Source organism: Lactobacillus kullabergensis, from assembly GCF_003151025.1.
Lineage (GTDB): Bacteria > Bacillota > Bacilli > Lactobacillales > Lactobacillaceae > Lactobacillus > Lactobacillus kullabergensis.
This window is the reverse complement of the sequence record NZ_CP029477.1, coordinates 1,953,629-1,972,769: the sequence shown is the minus strand read 5'-3', so window position 1 is coordinate 1,972,769 and position 19,141 is coordinate 1,953,629. Positions and strand designations below refer to the sequence as shown.

Genomic DNA, 19,141 nt, shown 5'->3' with positions numbered 1-19,141 from the left:
TAACATGGATACCAAAAAAGAAGTTTTAGCAATTTTACAAGATTTAACTGGTGAAGATTTAACAGACAGAATGGATGAAAATATTTTTGCCAACGGTTTAATGGATTCAATGGCCAGTGTGCAAATGTTGTTAAATTTGCAGGAAAAATTCCAAATTGATGTACCTGTTTCTGAATTTGACAGAAATGAATGGGATACGCCCAATAAAATTGTGGCAAAGGTGGAAAATTTAGAAAATGAATAACAAACGCCGGCTGTGGCATATTTTTGGCCCGGTTCTTTGCGCATTTGTCTTGCTGCTGGTCATCTTTCTGATGCCGTGGGAGCGAACTTTTTCTAAGGATGCCATCTATCAAGCGGCTAATTCGCAAACTAATACTATTTTTAAGGGCTCTTTAATGAAACAGGATGCGTTTAAGGATGGTTATGTGCCTTTTTATGGGTCAAGTGAATTGTCACGGCTTGATCCATTGCATCCCAGTGTAATTGCGCAAAAGTATCACCGCAATTACCGGCCATTTTTGTTAGGTGGGCCAGGCAGTCAATCCTTAGCACATTTTTTGGAAATGCAGGGGACTGCTAAACAGCTTAAGGGCAAAAAAGCCGTAGTCATTGTTTCACCGCAATGGTTTACCAAGAGGGGGCAAAATCCGGATGCCTTTGCGCTGTATTATTCACCGCTGCAAGCCTGTAATTTTCTCTTAGGTATTAAAAAAGACACGGTGACTAACCGCTATGCGGCTAAACGTTTCTTGCAGATGCCAGAAGTGAAGGGTGTTATCAAACTGGGTATGAAAAGAATTGCCCGAGGGCAAAAATTAACTGGGTTTCAGCGTTTTTACTTAGAAAATCAGCGGCGCATGCTTAACAATGAAGATAAATTCTTCAGCACTTTCCAATTGCGCGATCGCATTAAAAAGATTAACAAACAGGCCAAGTTATTGCCGAATACATATTCAGTCAAGGCTTTAGACGAAGTAGCAAGTCAGCAGGCTGCACTTAACACCAATTCTAATAATTTTGGCATTAACAATCGCTTCTTCAAAAAACGCTTGAATAAACGCTTATTAGCCAAATTAAAAGATAGTCAACGTCATTTTAATTACACTAAATCGGTAGAATACAGCGATTTTGAATTGATGTTGCACCAATTTGCCAAGCAGCATACCAATGTGCTGTTCATTATCCCGCCGATTAATGAAAAATGGTCTAATTACACGGGCTTATCACAAACAATGTACCAGAAGGCTGTTTCTAAGATTAAGTACCAACTGGCTAGTCAAGGTTTTGATAACGTTACCGATTTATCCAAACGCGGTGGTGAAAAGTATTTCATGGAAGATACTATTCACCTGGGCTGGCGCGGCTGGGTAGCTGTTGACAAGGCAGTAAAGCCATTCATGGCGCAAAGTGATCTGCCACGTAATTATAATATTCATAACTATTTTTACAGCAGAAAGTGGCAAAAAAAGCCATATCAGATTAGTTTGACAGATGAAAATCCGTTAAATGGCAATTCAAAAGAATCTTTAAAAGGAAAATAGTGCGCCAGCAAATTGATGCCTTAGGAATCAAGGGTTCAATTTTAGTCATTAAAAATGGCAAAATACTGCTTAACTATGCTTTAGGCAATAACACTGACACTAGTTATCTAATTAATTCTGTGCAGAAATCTATGACGGCTGCAATTATTATGCGGCTCGTGCAGGAAGGCAAGTTAAGCCTGCAGGATAAATTAAGTGAATTTTATCCGCAAATTTCTGGAGCACAAAAAGTCAAAATTAAAAATCTCTTAGCCATGACGGCAGGTCTTGATCTCAAACCAGGAGCAAAGTTAGGAAGAAAGCATTTTGTTTCTGACTCTGATAATATTCAGCATGATGCGGCTAAAACTATTTTTGAACCTGATTTATTAAATAAGTGGCATTATAGTTCACTAAATTATGTTTACCTCTGTGGTATTATGAGCAAAATAACGGGTCAAAGCTATGAGCGGTTGTTCCGCAATACCTATATCAGGCCGTTAAAGCTGAAACAAACAGAATTTTTGTGGTCAAGGCCAGGCAAAATTATTTCCAGTCATTTAGTGCCCGGAATGATTTACCGCAAAGGTCGCTATGACGTGGTTAAGCATAAGGCAGCTTTAAGGGGAGCTCGCAATGAATTAGGGGCTGGTTCAATAGTAATGTCTAATCATGATCTGGCCAAAGTAATACGATACCTACTTTCTGGCAGTTTGTTAACCCAAAAGAGTCGTAAATTGCTTTACCAGTCTGGGCCACCGGCTTATTATAATGGCGGTTTTTATAATAATATAAAATTAAAAACTAAAACGGCTAATGGTGCAGGAGAGGGCTATTATACTTTCATGCGCAGTACTAATAATGCTAAAACGCTAGTGATTATACAATCTAACAAGACACGTGAAGGTGAATTTAACCAGTTGAAAAGTCAAATTAATCAAATCATGCTCGAACTGCTTGGCCGTAAGGCTGACAGTGCAAATATAGTTGGTTGAAACTTGTTTTTTGGTTAATTGCATGCTAAAATCTTGTTGTGTCACCATAGGGAAGTAATCATTTTCTCCGGTAGCGAAAATGTAAAATTTCTATAATGTGGTCAGTAATGGTGGCACAAACACTGTGTGAGCTTAGTTCCGATGTTGGTGGAACTAGGCTTTTTGTATACATGGAAATAATGATAAATACATTTATAATGAGCAATAAAAATATAGGGGTTTTATATGAGCAATTTACGGGACAAAGTATACATATTGATAGAAAAAAACACAGAAAATTATGAAGAGTGGCCTCAAAATAATGCAAAAAAAATTGCTGAGCAATTTAACTGTAGTAGAAATTTAGTATCTCAATATTTAAATGAATATTGGGAAAAAGGTGTTTTTGGAAAAATAGTTTCAAGACCAGTACTCTTTTTCAAATTACCGCAAGTCGAGATTAATGCTAAAACATTTAAAAGCCTTCATGCGGCCAGAGTGTGGAATGCGAGTCATTCTGTTAGTCCATTGGATGCCATTATAGGAAGTGAACGAAGTCTATATCAAATAATCAGTCAAATTAAAGCAGCTATACAATATCCCCCTCATGGCTTACCTATTTTGATAACTGGTGAAACAGGAACAGGAAAGAGCTACTTAGCACAGGTTATATACAAACATTTACAAAAAATGAAGTTTATAACTAAAACCGCCAGATTTGTTTCGGTTAATTGTAGTGAATATTCAAATAATCCGGAACTCTTTTTATCAAATTTTTTTGGCTATGTGAAAGGAGCTTTTACTGGTGCTACACAAAACAATAAAGGCTTAGCAGAAATAGCTGATGGTGGGGTTTTATTTCTAGACGAGATTCACTCATTAAGTAAAGAGTGTCAAGAAAAACTCTTTCAGTTTATGGATACCGGCACTTTTCATAGACTTGGTGATAATGAGCATTGGTCTAAATCGAACTGTAGGTTTGTATTTGCTACTTCGGAAAATCCTGAAAAGAAAATTTTACCAACATTATTGCGTAGAATTCCTGTGAAGGTTTTTCTACCGGCTTTTAATAAAAGGAGTGAACAGGAAAAGAAAGAACTGATCCAGTTCTTCTTAAAAAATGAGCAAAAAAAAGTAGGTAAAGAAATTTATGTTACAAATAATTTAGTTAGTTTTTTAATACATTATACTTTTAAGGGTAATGTAGGAGATTTAAAAAACGTAATTCAGCTTTCTTGTGCAAATGCTTTAATACAACAAGTTGAAGAAAATAAATTAAAAATTACATTAATGGAGTTGCCTGAAAAAGTCGGTTTTGAAAATTATAAAGAATTAAAAAACACTAATAATTCTCGTTTTATTGCAGTAAGTAACTTAACCAAAAATGATCAAAAAAATTCAATAGAACATATAATTACAGATTTATACACAATAGATATAAAGAAAAAACCAAGCGAAAAACTTTTTGACTGTTATCAGAGATATTTTAAAAAGCGGTTTATCAATATTTCCATTTCTGATAGTGAAACATTAAATAGCTTTTTTGGACTTAAATTTCAACAGTTTACTAGGCATATTGAAGATGACTACAAGATTAGTGTTGATACATTTTTTTACAAAATTATCTTATATTTATTTGATAAAAATAACTATCATTATGACTTTAAGGAAGTTGATTTTCAGAAGTGGTCCAATTTTAAAGATGATGTTAACAAGTATTTAGGATATGAAGTTGGCTTAGTAAGAGAATTCAAAAATGAAGTTGATTTAACGTCAAATGAAGGCGAAGAATTATTATTTATAATATTGTTCAAGTTGATGGTTGAAGAACATAAGTCTCAAAAAAGATTATCGCTGATTGTTGCTCATGGTGCTAATACCGCTTCTTCAATTGCACAAACAGTTAATACTATGGTTGGCGATTATATTTTTGATGCCATCGATATGCCACTGGACGTTACTAGTAAAGAAATTGCCCTGCGGGTCAATAATTATTTGAATAAAAGAAAGAGTTTTGCTGATTTGCTGCTTTTAGTTGATATGGGGTCGCTTGAAAAGATATCATCACAACTGGAAATAAGCAATAACAAAAATTTTGCATTAATAACTAATGTATCTACTGGAATAGCTCTAGATGTTGCAAATCAGATAAAGCTTAAAGTTGATACAGCTTCGATTGTACAGAATGTGAAGAAAAATCAAACAATCGATGTGTTCTTTCAAAAATCTGTTAAAAAACAAGATATGATTGTTTGTACTTGTGAAAGCGGATTAGGGACAGCCACGAAATTAAAACAAATCATGGTAAAAAGTTTTCCTAAGAATTCTAAAATAGTAATAGATTCCTTTGATTACTATTCCATTGCTAAAGAGAATTACATTTCAGAATTACGAAAAAACTACAATATTTTGTTTATAGTAGGGACACTGGATCCCCAAGTTAAAGGGGTAACTTTCTTTTCAATAGAGGACTTGATTTTAGGTATAAATGTTAAAAAAATAACTAATAAATTGGCTGTTTATTTTGATCAGAAGCAACTTGAGATAATTAATAATAATATTTTAAAGAACTTTAGTCTTACTAACTTAACGGACCAACTAACAATTTTGAATCCGACGAAATTATTAGAACAAGTGACGGATGCGATATATATTTTACAAACGAAACTAAATCTTTCTTTAAAAAACAACACCTGCTTTGGACTGTATATTCATATTTGTTGTTTAATTGAAAGACTGGTCATGCAAAAAGGGATGGCAGATGAAATAAATTTAAGTAAAACAAGTAGTAGTAAATTTAAAAATTTTTATAAAGCATTTAAGAATTCATTTACTGTCGTTGAACAGTATTATAGTGTCGAAATACCGGAAATAGAAGTAAAATATGTCTATGACTACATCAAAGAAGCTTGATCCAACAAGCTTCTTTTTTTTGGCACAATTTTTGCTTATATAAAAATGTAACGTCTTTGGAGGTTTCTTATGACTGTTGTAATGGCGAGAATTGATAATAGATTGCTTCATGGAATAATTGTCACACAGTGGGCGCCCATTTCTAGTGCTAACCGAGTAATGGTAATAGACAATGAAATTGCGTCTGATGATATAGCGAAAGCCAGTATGCGCTTGGCTCGTCCAGTACATATGGCTGTTTCTATTATTTGTGAACAAACTGCATTAAATAACTTTACGAATGGACAATATAATCGTGAGAAAGTATTTGTAATTGTTAAAAAGCCAGATATAATTTTACACCTCATAAATAAGGGGATAAAAATTCATTCGCTGACCATTGGCTCAACGATTATAAGAAAAGATGCTGTCCGGCTTTCTAGCCGAGTGTTTGCAACAAAGGAGGAACTTGAAATTTACCAGAAATTAGCACAAAAAGGTGTGGCGATTTCTGTTCAATATGTTCCTGCAGATAAACCTAAAGATATTACTGCAAAAATAAAAGATGAAAGGTTGTGAAATAATAGTTGAATTTGCTAATTAGTTAAATTAATTAAGAAAGTAGTGATAGATGAAAATGTACTCAAGCATAATTAATAAAACTATTGATCCCAATTTTAATATTAGTTTTATAAATAAAAAATTTAAAACAACTAACAATTTTAGTTATTTTAAGAATAATTTGAATGAAAGAATAAGTTCTTTCTCTTATGACGTTTCAAATCAAAAAGCTTTAGGAAATATAGATGTATATGGAGAGATAAAACAGTTAAATTTTTTTCAAGGAAACTTTTTGGTAGAACAAAAACCAGGAGTGTGGGTTCATAAGCAATATACTACATCAAAGAATTTACATTTTGCAGTTACCATAAACGGAAAACATATTAAATTTACTGACCAAAATCATGATTTTGATACGGACTTAATTGCAGACTCTTTACCAAGGTTTATTCATAAGTATCAGGAATATAACATTGTTTTAATACCTTTTTGTCCAATTCTAAAGGATAAAAATCCTAGCATGCTCGTATATCAGATATATATTGAAAACTTAACCGATCACAACTTAACTATTAATCGGTTTGAAGTACCGAAATATCAAAAAAAGTATTCAGATCAGTTTAATGTCATTGTGGCTCAGGCCAATTTGGTTAACGAAATTGTTAAGCCGCATGAATACAAAACTTTTTCTATCGGATTAATTGATCCCAATGCTTACAGTGAAATCAATATTTTTGAAAAAGCTGATACTGCTAAGTGGTTAGAAGAAACAATTAACTACTATAAAAAGATCTACGGAGATTTGCAACTGGAAGATATCAGGTTGACGCATCTTTTTAATCGTGCAATATATCAAAGCCTGTCGGCTTTTGCTGAAAATCAAAAAGGAGAAAGTGTCGGCAGTCATTGGGGAAGCATGCCTGCAACAGACCAAATTTGGAACAAGGATATGTTTTATTCGACACTACCTTCCGTTTTTTTTGATGCTAGATTATGCCAAAAGCAGATTTTATGGTTTACCAAATACGGTGTGCGATTCAAAAGCAAGAAATTTAAAGGTGGGATAGAACACTCTTTAAGTAATTCTATGTCAGCAATTATTCTTGCAGGACTTTATTACGAATATACCAATGACCTCTCATTTTTTGTAAATCATCCAGTTATATTACAAAAAGCTCGCCAAATTATAGATACGGAAATCAGCAAGAAAGTTCCCGGAGATGTGATGCTATTTTCCTCTACTTGGATTAGTGATGCTTATTCATTAGGTAAATATCATACTGGTAGCAATATCTGCTTTTGGAAGGCATGTGATTCCCTGGCAAGAATCTATCAAGGTTTAGGAAAAGTAGAACTTTCAAACTATTATGAAAAAATTGCCTGCAAAGTAAAAAAAGCCATTTTGGAAAATATGACTTTTAAAGGCCATTTTGGGGAACAGTTTTTGGAAGGAATTGGGGATCAAGAAAAAGAATTTTATGACGTCAATAATTATAATAGACCGATTTTAGATCAAGGTATGATTTTTCTGACTGACGTTATTAAAGACCAAAAAATAGATTTAAAAATGCATGATGGTGAAGAATCAGACACTACGATGATTCCCTTTTATGGCTTTTTAGATTTGAAAGATCCGAAATATCAAAATTCTATGAAATTTGCTGCAAGTACCTATAATCCAACCTATGGAGCAAATATTAGAGGAATACGTTGGGGAGATAAGTCCGGTGCAACCTTCCCTGGCTTTATCACTGTTCTTATGGGTTTTATCAATGATAAAGAGCAAAGAACAAGGCAACTAAACGAATTATTACATCTGTCTGACCTTGATGGTTCATGGTGGTGGTGGCCATACGATATTAATGGCAAGCCTGGAGATGTTTATAGAGATATTGGCTGTGGTAAATGTGGTTGGGCCTCTGGAACATTCGTTAGCTTATTTGTTACACAATTTTTAGGCATACAAGTAAAAAACAACACTTTAACTATACAGCCGCTTCAACACTTTAATTATTGTTGGGAAAATGCCCATATAGGCAATATAACAGCAAATATTAGTTGCCACGATAACGAAATAGCAATTACAAATCTTTCAGGCCATGACATAGATATTAATCAATATAACGATAGTGAGCAATATTTGTTGCAATTAAAAGATAAAAAAACTGTGAGTTTCAAAAGAAGTGAGAAGTAGTATGACAGTAGTATTAGCAAGAGTTGATCAAAGACTGGTTCACGGAGTAATAGTTAATGCTTGGTATCAGTACTTGCAAGTCAACAGATTTATGGTTATTGATGATGAAGTTAGTAAAAATGAAAATATGAAAACAAGTATGAGAATTGTGAAGCCGGCTGGTACAGGGATGTCAATAATTGACACTGAAAAAGCGCTTAATAATTTCAAAGCTGGAAAATATGATAATCAACGAGTACTTGTTTTGGTAAAAGAGCCTGAAACTATAGTGAAAATGCTTGAAGCAGGTATCGAAATACCCAAGGTAAATTTGGGAATAATTTTTAAATCGGATGATCGTACGCAAATTACTAAATTTATTGCATTAAATGAAAAAGAAAAAGCTGATTTAAATAAAATCCATGAATATGGTGTTCCGATAAAATTACAATTTGTTCCTAATGATCCTGAGAAAGATTATTTCGATAAAAAAGGAGAATAATAATGGAAATTTTACAAGATATCCTGATCATTATTTTAGCTGGATACATGACTATGGATGAAGATGGGATAGTTTTATTGACATATTTTCCCGTGATAGTCGGTTTGGCCACTGGTTTAATTATGGGTGATTTACATACAGCTATGGTTGTTGCAGGTACATTCCAGTTAATGATGTTAGGGGTCGCAGCTTTAGGAGGAGCATCAGTTCCTAATTATGGGTTAGCAACTATTGTAGGTGCATTTGTCGCAATTAGAACAGGTACAGGTTTAAAAACTGCCATTGCTGTCGGTATACCTGTTGGCTTATTAGCAATTCAGTTAGAAGTTTTACGGAGAATTATAGCCAACTTTGTTGCTCATAAAATGCAGTCTCTTAATGAAGAAAAAAAGTGGAAGCAGATGTTGCGCTGGGGATACGCAGGACCCGTTTTATGTTTTGTAGAGACAGCTTTACCTACAGCAATAGTAGTTTTAGTTGGACCAGCTGCAATTAAAATGATTTTGAAATTTATACCTACTTGGATAACAGACGGATTAACAGTTGCCGGCGGCTTGCTGCCTGTAGTTGGTATTGCAATGCTGCTACACTATATGCCAGTAAAAAAGTTCTTACCTTTTCTAGTTGCTGGTTTTGTTTTGGCAGCTTTTATCAAAATACCAATAATTGGTATAGCATTATTAGGTTTAGCAGCAGCATACTGGTACTTTAATTCTGAGATTGACAAAAATAAATATAGCCAAAACCAAGCAGTAGCTAAAAATGATACAACTGGAGAAGATTATGATGAATAAAAATGTTGAAAACAAATCAAGCTACCACGTTACAAAAAAAGATTTGACGTGGGCATCGTTACGATTTAATTGGATATGCGTGAATCTATTTAATTATGAGTCACAACTGGGCCCGTCACTAGTATGGTCTATGGCTCCACTATTGCGGAAAATTTATCCGAAAGACTCAGATTACCAGGCCTCACTAAAAAATCACTTTAACTACTTTAATACTACTCCGTATTTAGCAAATATAGTGCTAGGTACCACGGTAGCTATGGAAGAAAAAGATGGAATCAAGGCATTGCCAACAGTTCAATCTTTTAAAACGAGTATTATGGGTCCGTTAGCGGGTATTGGTGATACAATATTCTGGGTACTTTGGCCCACTATTATGGGATCAATTGCTGGATATATGGCTTTGCAAGGCAATCCGCTTGGAGCAATAATTTGGTTTTTAGTTAATATTTTATTTAATGTCATGAAGGTCTGGCTGTACCATGTTGGCTATTCATCTGGAACAAGACTAATTGACACTTTAGGAGATAAGATAAATACTTTTACCGAAGCTGCATCAGTAATGGGGGTCACAGTTATAGGTGCCTTAGTTGCTACAGTAGTTAAAGTTTCAGTACCATATGTCTTTAAGTTTGGTAAAGTATCAATGAATATTCAAACAGACATTTTAGATAAAATAATGCCAGCATTATTACCAGCTCTGTTTACTTTCTTTATTTATAAATTATTGGATAATAAAAAATGGACTCCGACAAAGATTATATTTTTAGTAATTTTAATAGCACTCGGTGGAACATTTTTAGGAATTTTTAAAGCTTAAGGTTATTGAATGGATAGAAAAATTGTAATTGCTTCACATCATGCTATGGCTAAGGGTATTGAGGATACTCTAAAGTATTTGACCCATACAGATCTTGATATTTGCGTATTATGTGCATACATGGAAAACAAAAAAATTGATTCAGAAGTTGCAAATGTAATGAGTAAATTTAAAAAAGAAGATGAGGTCTTCATTTTTACGGATATTGCATCTGGTAGTGTGAACCAAAAATTTTATAAATATATTAATCGACCGCATACCCACATAATAGCTGGAATGAATTTGCCTATTATAATGAGTATAGCTTTAAATAGTTCGCAGGAATATTTTAGTGAAGAAGCAATCAAGAAGTTAGTTAACCAAGCAAAAGACTCTTTGGTTTATGTTAACCAGAGTAAAAAAAGCCTGGATAAAGAAGACGAATAAATGTAAGTTTCTATAATGTGGTCAGTAATGGTGGCACAAACACTGTGTGAGCTTAGTTCCGATGTTGGTGGAACTAGGCTTTTTTTGTGTTTTCTTTGCTAACTGCTATTGCTAGGGGGTAAAATATATTTAATATATACTAGATAAGGAGATAAGTATGAACAGAGCAGAACTAAAACTAGAAGCTAAGAATCAACTGCGTCATAACTGGGGCTGGGCTATTAGTATTGGTTTCGTAATGACGCTATTTGTTGGTTTCTTTTTTGCCAGGCCAGTAGTAAATGGTTCGCTTAAGACTGCGAATAGTGTGAATGATGTCATGGGAACTGGCTCAATTGATTCGCTGTTTAAGCCAGCATTTTGGGCAGGACAATTTGGTCCTGATACGGGATTAACCATTATTGGCAACTTTTTCATGTTGAGTATGGTGGTCACTTTCTTACACTTTGCTCGTGGAGAAAGACTAGGCTTTTTTAAAGGTATTTTTTCTGCTTTTACTGATGGCCGGTTTGTACCGGAATTTTTAAATTATCTTTGTGGGTATATTTTTCAATTTCTGTGGTCTCTATTATTAGTTATCCCAGGCTTAATTAAGTCTTATTCTTATGCCATGACGCCATATATTGTTAATGACTTAGTGGAAAGTGGACAAGAAGTTCACGCAACAACAGCGATTACACTAAGCCGTCAGTTAATGAACGGGCATAAATGGGAATTATTTGTATTAAATTTAAGTTTTATTGGCTGGTATCTTTTGAGTGTACTAACTTTAGGCATTGGTTATATTTGGTTAGTTCCTTACGAGCAGACAACTAAAGCTAATTTTTACCGCAGGCTAGCCGGCGATCGTTATTTAAAAAAATAAATTGATAACAAAACAAATTAAAAGAGCAAGATGTTCATTATCTTGCTCTTTTTAAGTGTCCATTGAAAAAATTAGTATTTGTTCAAGTCTTCAATACTTTCCTGAAACCATTTGCCAGCGTATTTAGAGTTGAAATCATCGGTCTTTTTAAGGGCTTCTTTGATTTGACTGGAATTCAAGTGATCCATCAGGTATAGCTTTAATGCCTTGTTAATTAAGTCATTAAAATCGGTATCATTAACTTCTAAATATTTTTCTGTTAACTTTGCTACTTTTTCAGATAATTCGATTTTCTTTCTGCTCATTTTTTAACCCCTTAAAATATACATTCATTATAGCATTTTATTCATAACTAATAAGAAAAAATAATTAACGGCATAAAAAATAGCTAGCAATAAAAAAATAGAGTATTATTTTATTTTAAATATAATATTCAATGTTAGGGTCTGAATTAATGAAAGAATTTACTATCGATATCGTAGCACGTATGCAGGAATTTTCTTTTTTTCGTGCGACAAGGCATACCATGGCAATACTGATGCCGATTGCAGTGGTTGGCTCATATTTTAAGCTGTTTAATGATCTGATTTTTACACCCAATGGACTGATTTATAATATTTTTAATTTAGATACAGTTTTATCAGATCACATTTGGTATGGTGGTTCTTTTGTATGTCGCGGAATGGTAGAAATTACTTTTGGTGTTTTTGGCGTCTATGCCAGTTATTTTATGGCCCGTTATACTGCACGGCTTTATCATAAAGATTCAACCATGGCTGGCTTAACAGCTGTTTTAATTATGCTTTTTTGTTCGTATGCGTCTAGTAGTGGTCGTAATGCGCGCATGCCTTTTACGGCTAGCTTGTTACAAATTAATGCGGTTTTTATAGCCTTGGTTATAGGATATTGTGTGGGACAAATTTTTCATTTATTAGGGAAAGACTTTTCTTATGTTAAAGATGAAGGAACAAAGATAATCCAAAAAAGGGCAGGGGATGCTGTTTTGCCTAGCGCTGTTTCACTGCTACTGGGTATTTTCTTAGGAATTATAATTTATGAATTACAACTTAAACTCCTTAATTCCACCAGTTTTAATGAAATTGTCAGTCGAGTTCAGACCACTAATAATTTTGGCGAAGTTTTATTGCTTTCAGCTGTGATTACTTTTTTAGATTGGTTAGGAATCGGTTATCCATTGCGTTCCTTATCAGGAACAGTTAATAATGCTTTTACTGCTGAAAATTTGACGTATACATTAAAACACGGTAATTCCTGGAATGTGCCGTATAAATACTTGGGCAGTTCGCTTATTAACAGTTATGGCATAATGGGTGGTGCCAGTGTTGCTTTAGCCGTGATTGTGTTGCTTTTAATAAGGCGAGGTAATAGAGAAAATGAAATAAATGCTAAAATTAATTTATTACCAGCTGCTTTTGGTTCTACCTTGGGATTTACAATTGGTTTACCTCTAATTTTAAATCCTGTGTTCGTATTGCCTAGTGTTATGATCCCGGTTATTAATATGACATTGGCTGCTGTGGCTATTAGTGTACATATTATTCCTGTGAGTGTTTATCAAATTTTAAAAGGAACCCCCGGAATTTTAGTTTCATTTTTTGGCACAAATGGTAACTGGTCAACGTTAATTTTTACATTACTGCTATTTTTGTTGGATATAGTTTTGCTATTACCAATAATTAAAATTAATGAAAAAATTGATCTAAGAATTGCTTACCAGAAGAAGGAATGATCAGATGCGTAAAAATCCTAATTATAAATGGCTAATCTTGGTCATAATTATTTTAATTATGCTGGCTGTCCCCAGTTTCTTTTGGATGAAAAAGGATAATAAATCAAGAGCCGAACTTAGCAAGTCGCTACTTTCTCCTGTAATAATGGTTCCTGGATCCAGTGCTACAACTGAGCGTTTTAACGATTTGATTGATGAATTGAATAAAACTACTCTCAACAGACACAGTGTAATAAAAATCAAAGTTTCACGTGAAGCAAAGCTTACTTACAGTGGCTCTATTGGTAAAAACGATTTGGAACCTTTTATTATTATTGGTTTTGACAACAATAAAGACGGTTATACAAATATTAAAAAACAAGCAAAATGGCTAAATGTTGCGTTTGAATCACTAATTCAAAACTATAAGTTTAATAATTTTAAAGCGTTTGGTCATTCTAACGGTGGTTTAATTTGGACTTACTGGCTGGAACATTATTATTCTGAATATTCTGATAACATTAAGATAAAGAAGTTAATGACTTTAGGAACTCCTTATAACTTTACGGAAAGTAATATTAATAATCGGACGCAAATGCTGGCAGATTTTATTAAAAATCGTGCAACACTACCGCAATATTTAAAAGTTTATTCTCTTTCTGGAGGGAAAAATTATGAATCAGATGGAATCGTACCTGAAACAAGTGTTGCTGCCGGTAAATTCATTTTTCAAAATCAGGTCAAGAATTATACGGCAATGACAGTTACAGGCGAAAAGGCAGATCACTCAGATTTGCCGCAAAATAAGCAGGTAATTCAAGCAATTAGGCAATACTTGTTGAAGAAAACCAATAAGCCATTAAAGCCAATTAAAGGAAAGGATAATCGTTAATGAAGTATCAAGAACAACCGTCAAAAATTGAAGTTATTGGTGGTAAAGTTAATAATCTCAAAAATATTAACGTTAATATTCCCTTACATAAATTTGTAGCCATCTCTGGCTTAAGCGGTTCTGGAAAATCCAGCTTAGCAATGGGTATTCTTTATTCAGAAGGTGCAAGACGTTATCTTGATTCCTTAGCAGCCTATACTAGGAGACGCATTAGCCAAGTTGGTCGTGCACAAGTAGATGAGGTAAAACATATCCCTTCAGCTTTGGCATTAAGACAGCGACCTGCTGTTCCTGGTGTGCGCTCAACTGTTGGCACAGTAACGGAAGTCTTTAATATCTTACGATTAATTTTTTCCCGTTTAGGTTCACCTGTATGTCCTAATGGTCATAGGGTTCCACCAACCATAAAAATTGCTGAAGCAATGGATTTAACTGGGGAAGCAATGGGTCGCTTGACGTGTCCTACATGTGGCGTACAATTTTATGCTTTCAGCGCTGAAGACTTTGCGTTTAATTCAGATGGGGCGTGTCAAAAATGCCAGGGTCTAGGAACAGTTGAACAGATCGATGATAGTCAAATTATTGCTGATGAAAATTTATCACTTGAAAAAGGTGCAGTAGCCACTTGGCAAATTCCTGGTCGAAATTGGATGTGGCGTATTGCCCGTGAACTAGGAGTACGGACTGATATTCCATATAAAGAGTTGAATGCTAAAGAAAAAGATATTGTGCTTCATGGTAAAGAGCGAAAAGTCCCTATTGACTTGCCAACTTCAACTGGTCGAGTTTATCATCTTGATGCGCTATATGAGAATGCCTATAATGCGGTGGCTAACTCCCGTAAAACAACTAAGTCGGAGCGAGGATTGCAAAGAATTAATTCTTTTTATAAATTTAGTACCTGTCCTCGCTGCCATGGCTATCGGATTGATCCTAGTCGCTGGCAGCAACTAGTTGCCGGCAAAAATATTGTTGAAGCTGAAAAACTGACTTTAGGTGAATTAACTCAATATATGGACGAGATTTTAGCAAGTTTGCCACAAGACATGCAAGACTTAGCAGAAAATTTAACGAGTGAGTTGTTGCATCAAGTCAAACCTCTGTTAAAATTAGGACTAGATTATTTGAATATAGATAGACAAGCAAGCAGTCTTTCCACTGGGGAACTTCAACGTATCCAGCTTGGCAGAACGTTGCGCACCGAAACCACAGGGGTACTCTATGTATTAGATGAACCATCAGTGGGCTTACACCCTGATAATGTAGCTGGGTTGATTGATGTATTTCATGAATTGGTCAATCAAGGCAATTCTTTAGTTGTTGTTGATCATGAAACTGCCATTATTAACGCAGCTGATTGGGTGATTGAAATTGGTCCCGGTTCAGGCAGCCAGGGTGGTGAAATTATTTCCCAGGGAATACCCGAAGAGATAGAACATAATGAAAAATCCTTAATTGGACCATATTTAACAGGTAAAGCACCATTATTTGTCAGACCCAGGGCCAATAAAGACCAAGTCTTTAAACATGGCAAAATAAAGCTTGATGTTACTAAGCGCTTTAACTTAAAAAACTTGCATGTGCAAATACCTGTCAATCGCTTAACTTCTGTTACCGGATTTTCAGGTGCTGGTAAAACTACTCTCATTCTAGATTCTTTGATTCCGGCATTGAAGGCACAAAAAAATAATAGTGAAAGACCTAAGTGGGTAAAGAACTTAGATAATGACTATATTAAAAACGTGGTTAGTGTTGATTCTACTCCAGTTGGTAAAAATCAGCGCTCAACTGTTGCAACTTATACAGATATTATGGACAACTTGCGTAAACTTTTTGCCAAACAGCCTTTAGCTAAAAAGTTGAAATATCGTGCATCTCATTTTTCATATAATAATAAAGAAGGTGCATGCCCAGCATGCGGTGGCACTGGTGTTATTGCACTTGATATCCAATATTTGCCAGACATGGTTGAGACATGTTCAGTATGTGGAGGTCATCGTTTCAATCAAAATGTCTTGCAGGTAAAATGGCACAATTTAAGTATTGCTGACGTTTTGGATTACTCAGTAGATGATGCCTTAAAAGAAGAAATTTTTCAAGAAGTGCCAAAAATTAATAAAACAATTACAACATTGCATGACATGGGATTAGGTTATCTTCATTTAGGAGAATCTACTCCGGCTTTGTCAGGAGGAGAAGCACAGCGCTTAAAGTTAACGAGCCATATTCATCAAAGACAAAAAGGTACTTTATTTGTTTTTGATGAGCCAACAGTAGGTTTGCATCCACAAGATGTTAGAACTCTCTTACAAGTGTTTCAAAGACTGCTTGAACAAGAAGGCACTATTATTACTATTACGCATGACTTGGATATTATGGCTAACAGTGACTATATGATTGATATGGGACCTAGAGGAGGACAACAAGGAGGAAAGATTATTGCAAGTGGTGCACCTGTGGATATTTCTCGAAAATCTAATAGTTTGACTGGTAAATATTTAGCAAAGCAGTTTAATTTATATCAAAAATAGAAAACAAAAGCCTTAAAAGTAGTAATAATGTAACTTTCAGGGCTTTTTTGCTTCTTGTGGAAAAACATCCAATCCTGTGGAAAAAAGTAATCAAAACTATTGCTTTCTGTGGATAACCTGCTATAATATTATATGTAAGTGATTAGCAGTCGAATGCACCGAGTGCTAATTGCAAATTTATAACCTATCAAAGGGGTGTTTACATATGGCATATTTTGATAATGAGTTTGACGATTTATTTAACGAATTAAACAATTCTTTCTTTAACAATACTAATGATAATGGTGGAGCTATTCCTATTCACTACTCTAGTAGCATGAATATCTCTCCGCAAGACTTAAATCAAAACGGACAAATGGGACAAAAGCAAGGACAAAAGCCAATTGGCGTTGACCTGGTTGAACAAGCTAAAAAGAATAAATACGATCCTGTAATTGGGCGTGACGAGCAAATTCAGGAAGTAATAGAAATTTTAAGCCGGCGTAAAAAGAATAACCCAGTATTAGTTGGGCCGGCTGGAGTTGGTAAAACTGCCATTGTAGAAGGATTAGCACAAAAGATCGCTGCAGGCGATGTTCCTGACAAGATGAAAGACAAACATATTATTGCAATCAACATTAATGATATGGTTGCTGGATCAAGTTTGCGTGGTAGCTTTGAAGAGCGCCTGAAAAAAGTGATTGATGAAGCTAAGAAGAACCCAAATATTATTTTGTTTATTGATGAATTGCATAATATTGTTGGAGCAGGTTCTACTGATTCTGAAAATAACAATGGTGACGCCGCTAATATTTTGAAACCAGCTTTAGCTAGTGGTGACTTGAACTTAATTGGTGCAACGACTACAAGTGAGTACCGCAGAATTGAAAATGATGCGGCACTGGCACGTCGGTTCCAACCAGTACAGGTTCCAGAACCATCAGCTGCAGTGACTGTCAAAATTTTGGAGGGTCTCAAAGATAAGTACGAAGCTTTCCATCATGTGAAATATAATGATAGTGCCTTAAAGCTTGCAGTCACATTGTCACAACGTTATATTCAAGGACGCTATTTACCTGATAAAGCTATTGATTTAATGGATGAAGCTGGTGCTAAAAAAGGCCTTGACACGCTTCCTAGTGATGTGGCAACTTTAAAGAAAAAGATTAAGAAACTGGAAGATGAAAAAGAAGAGGCTGTCAAAAAGGAAGATTACAGTAAAGCAAACGAGTTGAAAAAGCAGATTGAAGATTTACGTAATCAGGCTGATCACGTAGATGCTGCTGCTACTCCTCGTGTTACTGATAAAGATATCTATGCTTTAATTGAAGCTAAGACCAAAATTCCAATGAGTGAATTACACGCAAGTGCAGGACAAAAGAATCTTGATTTGGCTGAAAAATTAAAGAAAGTGGTAATTGATCAGGATAATGCAGTTGATGTTATTACCGATGCAATTGCCCGTAAACAAGTTTTTAAAGACAATGATCGTCCTACGGGTACGTTCTTGTTAACCGGACCTACTGGTGTAGGTAAAACGGAATTAGCTAAACAATTGGCCATTCAATTATTTGGTGGTGAAAATCATCTGATTAGACTTGATATGTCTGAATATCAAGATCAAATGGCAGTTAACAAGCTAATTGGCTCTGCTCCCGGTTACGTTGGCTATGGTGAGGGCGGTCAATTGACTGAAAAGGTTCGTCACCAACCATACAGCTTAATTTTATTCGATGAAATTGAAAAAGCCAATCCACAAGTATTTAATGCCTTGCTTCAGATTATGGACGATGGTCGTTTAACTGATGCTCAAGGCAGGACTGTTTCCTTTAAGGATACAATTTTAATCATGACTTCTAATGCTGGTTATTCTGACCAATTGCTAAAGGACGGTAAAATAGATCATGATAAATTAATCAAGGCTTTGGAAGCATACTTCAGACCAGAATTTTTGAATAGACTTGATGCGATTGTGCCATTTAATTCATTAACTAAAGATGATATGAATAAAATTATTGACATTTACTTAAGTAAAATGGCACATGTTTTGGCAAAAAAGAACGTTAAGGTTGACGTTTCTGATGAGACTAAAGCTTATTTAGCTGAAAAGGGCTATGATAAGAAATTTGGTGCTAGACCTTTACGTCGGGTAGTTGAGCAGGACTTGGAAACACCGATTGCTAAATTATTGATGAAAGAGCCTGACACCAAAGAAGTCAAATTTACGGCAGATGACAAACATGTTTACTTAAATGACGCTGCAGTATTAGATATTAAACCAAAAGAAAAAACTGAAAATAATGATAAAACAAAACAAGACTAATCTCAAAAAGGGATCATTCAATAGAGGATGATTCCTTTTTTGCTTCTAGTTGTTTCATGTGAAACCTTCCATACAGTAACAAAATTGAATTTTTGTTTAATTATCAGAAATTCATATTATTTTATTAAAATTAATGTAAATTCACTATTGACATCAACAA

16 protein-coding genes are annotated in these 19,141 nt (G+C 34.6%); 15 read left to right on the top strand and 1 reads right to left on the bottom strand.

Going from position 1 to position 19,141, the window contains the following annotated elements; translation table 11 throughout:
* Positions 1-4 precede the first annotated feature (4 nt).
* The 11 genes from dltC (at position 5) to DKL58_RS09220 (ending at position 11,527) form a co-directional block, all read left to right on the top strand.
* Entirely contained in the window at positions 5-244 is a 240-nt protein-coding gene (gene dltC / locus DKL58_RS09270; RefSeq protein WP_038524744.1) for a D-alanine--poly(phosphoribitol) ligase subunit DltC, read from the top strand.
* Positions 237-1,544, top strand: coding sequence for a D-alanyl-lipoteichoic acid biosynthesis protein DltD (dltD, locus tag DKL58_RS09265; RefSeq protein WP_109586936.1), 1,308 nt, complete (start codon positions 237-239; stop codon positions 1,542-1,544). The genes dltC and dltD overlap by 8 nt, the downstream gene beginning before the upstream one ends.
* Entirely contained in the window at positions 1,544-2,518 is a 975-nt protein-coding gene (locus DKL58_RS09260) for a serine hydrolase domain-containing protein (protein WP_109586935.1), read from the top strand. The genes dltD and DKL58_RS09260 overlap by 1 nt, the downstream gene beginning before the upstream one ends.
* 225 nt (positions 2,519-2,743) lie before the next feature.
* Positions 2,744-5,410, top strand: coding sequence for a sigma 54-interacting transcriptional regulator (locus DKL58_RS09255; RefSeq protein ID WP_109586934.1), 2,667 nt, complete (start codon positions 2,744-2,746; stop codon positions 5,408-5,410).
* Between the two features lie 69 nt (positions 5,411-5,479).
* Positions 5,480-5,968 carry a PTS sugar transporter subunit IIB gene (locus DKL58_RS09250; protein WP_046332834.1) on the top strand — a complete coding sequence of 163 codons (489 nt, stop codon included), beginning with the start codon at positions 5,480-5,482 and terminating at the stop codon, positions 5,966-5,968.
* A gap of 52 nt (positions 5,969-6,020) precedes the next feature.
* Positions 6,021-8,144, top strand: coding sequence for a glucosidase family protein (locus tag DKL58_RS09245; RefSeq protein ID WP_109586933.1), 2,124 nt, complete (start codon positions 6,021-6,023; stop codon positions 8,142-8,144).
* A gap of 1 nt (position 8,145) precedes the next feature.
* Positions 8,146-8,625 carry a PTS sugar transporter subunit IIB gene (locus DKL58_RS09240; RefSeq protein WP_034978526.1) on the top strand — a complete coding sequence of 160 codons (480 nt, stop codon included), beginning with the start codon at positions 8,146-8,148 and terminating at the stop codon, positions 8,623-8,625.
* The gene (locus DKL58_RS09235) at positions 8,622-9,419 is read left to right on the top strand and encodes a PTS mannose/fructose/sorbose/N-acetylgalactosamine transporter subunit IIC (protein ID WP_034978524.1); all 798 of its coding nucleotides are present in this window, start codon (positions 8,622-8,624) and stop codon (positions 9,417-9,419) included. The genes DKL58_RS09240 and DKL58_RS09235 overlap by 4 nt, the downstream gene beginning before the upstream one ends.
* On the top strand, positions 9,397-10,236 hold the full coding sequence (locus DKL58_RS09230; protein ID WP_373868648.1) for a PTS system mannose/fructose/sorbose family transporter subunit IID: 840 nt from the start codon (positions 9,397-9,399) through the stop codon (positions 10,234-10,236). The genes DKL58_RS09235 and DKL58_RS09230 overlap by 23 nt, the downstream gene beginning before the upstream one ends.
* 9 nt (positions 10,237-10,245) lie before the next feature.
* On the top strand, positions 10,246-10,662 hold the full coding sequence (locus tag DKL58_RS09225; RefSeq protein WP_109586931.1) for a PTS sugar transporter subunit IIA: 417 nt from the start codon (positions 10,246-10,248) through the stop codon (positions 10,660-10,662).
* Positions 10,663-10,819: 157 nt separating this feature from the next.
* Positions 10,820-11,527 (top strand): DUF975 family protein, encoded by a 708-nt coding sequence (locus tag DKL58_RS09220; RefSeq protein ID WP_109586930.1) that lies wholly within the window; start codon positions 10,820-10,822, stop codon positions 11,525-11,527.
* A gap of 71 nt (positions 11,528-11,598) precedes the next feature.
* On the opposite strand, the gene DKL58_RS09215 is transcribed toward DKL58_RS09220, so the two are convergent.
* Complete coding sequence (locus DKL58_RS09215; RefSeq protein ID WP_109586929.1) at positions 11,599-11,832, bottom strand: hypothetical protein; 234 nt, start codon at positions 11,830-11,832, stop codon at positions 11,599-11,601.
* Positions 11,833-11,981: 149 nt separating this feature from the next.
* Here DKL58_RS09215 and DKL58_RS09210 point away from each other — a divergent pair, with 149 nt between their 5' ends.
* The 4 genes from DKL58_RS09210 (at position 11,982) to DKL58_RS09195 (ending at position 18,981) form a co-directional block, all read left to right on the top strand.
* Positions 11,982-13,277, top strand: a complete 1,296-nt coding sequence (locus DKL58_RS09210; protein WP_109587034.1) for a PTS sugar transporter subunit IIC — start codon at positions 11,982-11,984, stop codon at positions 13,275-13,277.
* Positions 13,278-13,281: 4 nt separating this feature from the next.
* Positions 13,282-14,148: an alpha/beta hydrolase gene (locus tag DKL58_RS09205; protein ID WP_109586928.1), complete on the top strand. Its 867-nt coding sequence runs from the start codon at positions 13,282-13,284 to the stop codon at positions 14,146-14,148.
* Entirely contained in the window at positions 14,148-16,679 is a 2,532-nt protein-coding gene (locus DKL58_RS09200) for an AAA family ATPase (RefSeq protein ID WP_109586927.1), read from the top strand. The genes DKL58_RS09205 and DKL58_RS09200 overlap by 1 nt, the downstream gene beginning before the upstream one ends.
* A 205-nt stretch (positions 16,680-16,884) precedes the next feature.
* Positions 16,885-18,981 (top strand): ATP-dependent Clp protease ATP-binding subunit, encoded by a 2,097-nt coding sequence (locus tag DKL58_RS09195; protein WP_109586926.1) that lies wholly within the window; start codon positions 16,885-16,887, stop codon positions 18,979-18,981.
* Positions 18,982-19,141: the final 160 nt, after the last annotated feature.

Bases quoted from the DNA above. Each gene is read 5' to 3' on its own strand.
- dltC (WP_038524744.1), top strand. From the start codon at position 5: ATGGATACCAAAAAAGAAGTTTTAGCAATTTTACAAGATTTAACTGGT.
- dltD (WP_109586936.1), top strand. From the start codon at position 237: ATGAATAACAAACGCCGGCTGTGGCATATTTTTGGCCCGGTTCTTTGC.
- DKL58_RS09255 (WP_109586934.1), top strand. From the start codon at position 2,744: ATGAGCAATTTACGGGACAAAGTATACATATTGATAGAAAAAAACACA.
- DKL58_RS09250 (WP_046332834.1), top strand. From the start codon at position 5,480: ATGACTGTTGTAATGGCGAGAATTGATAATAGATTGCTTCATGGAATA.
- DKL58_RS09245 (WP_109586933.1), top strand. From the start codon at position 6,021: ATGAAAATGTACTCAAGCATAATTAATAAAACTATTGATCCCAATTTT.
- DKL58_RS09240 (WP_034978526.1), top strand. From the start codon at position 8,146: ATGACAGTAGTATTAGCAAGAGTTGATCAAAGACTGGTTCACGGAGTA.
- DKL58_RS09225 (WP_109586931.1), top strand. From the start codon at position 10,246: ATGGATAGAAAAATTGTAATTGCTTCACATCATGCTATGGCTAAGGGT.
- DKL58_RS09220 (WP_109586930.1), top strand. From the start codon at position 10,820: ATGAACAGAGCAGAACTAAAACTAGAAGCTAAGAATCAACTGCGTCAT.
- DKL58_RS09215 (WP_109586929.1), bottom strand. From the start codon at position 11,832: ATGAGCAGAAAGAAAATCGAATTATCTGAAAAAGTAGCAAAGTTAACA.
- DKL58_RS09210 (WP_109587034.1), top strand. From the start codon at position 11,982: ATGAAAGAATTTACTATCGATATCGTAGCACGTATGCAGGAATTTTCT.
- DKL58_RS09205 (WP_109586928.1), top strand. From the start codon at position 13,282: ATGCGTAAAAATCCTAATTATAAATGGCTAATCTTGGTCATAATTATT.
- DKL58_RS09200 (WP_109586927.1), top strand. From the start codon at position 14,148: ATGAAGTATCAAGAACAACCGTCAAAAATTGAAGTTATTGGTGGTAAA.
- DKL58_RS09195 (WP_109586926.1), top strand. From the start codon at position 16,885: ATGGCATATTTTGATAATGAGTTTGACGATTTATTTAACGAATTAAAC.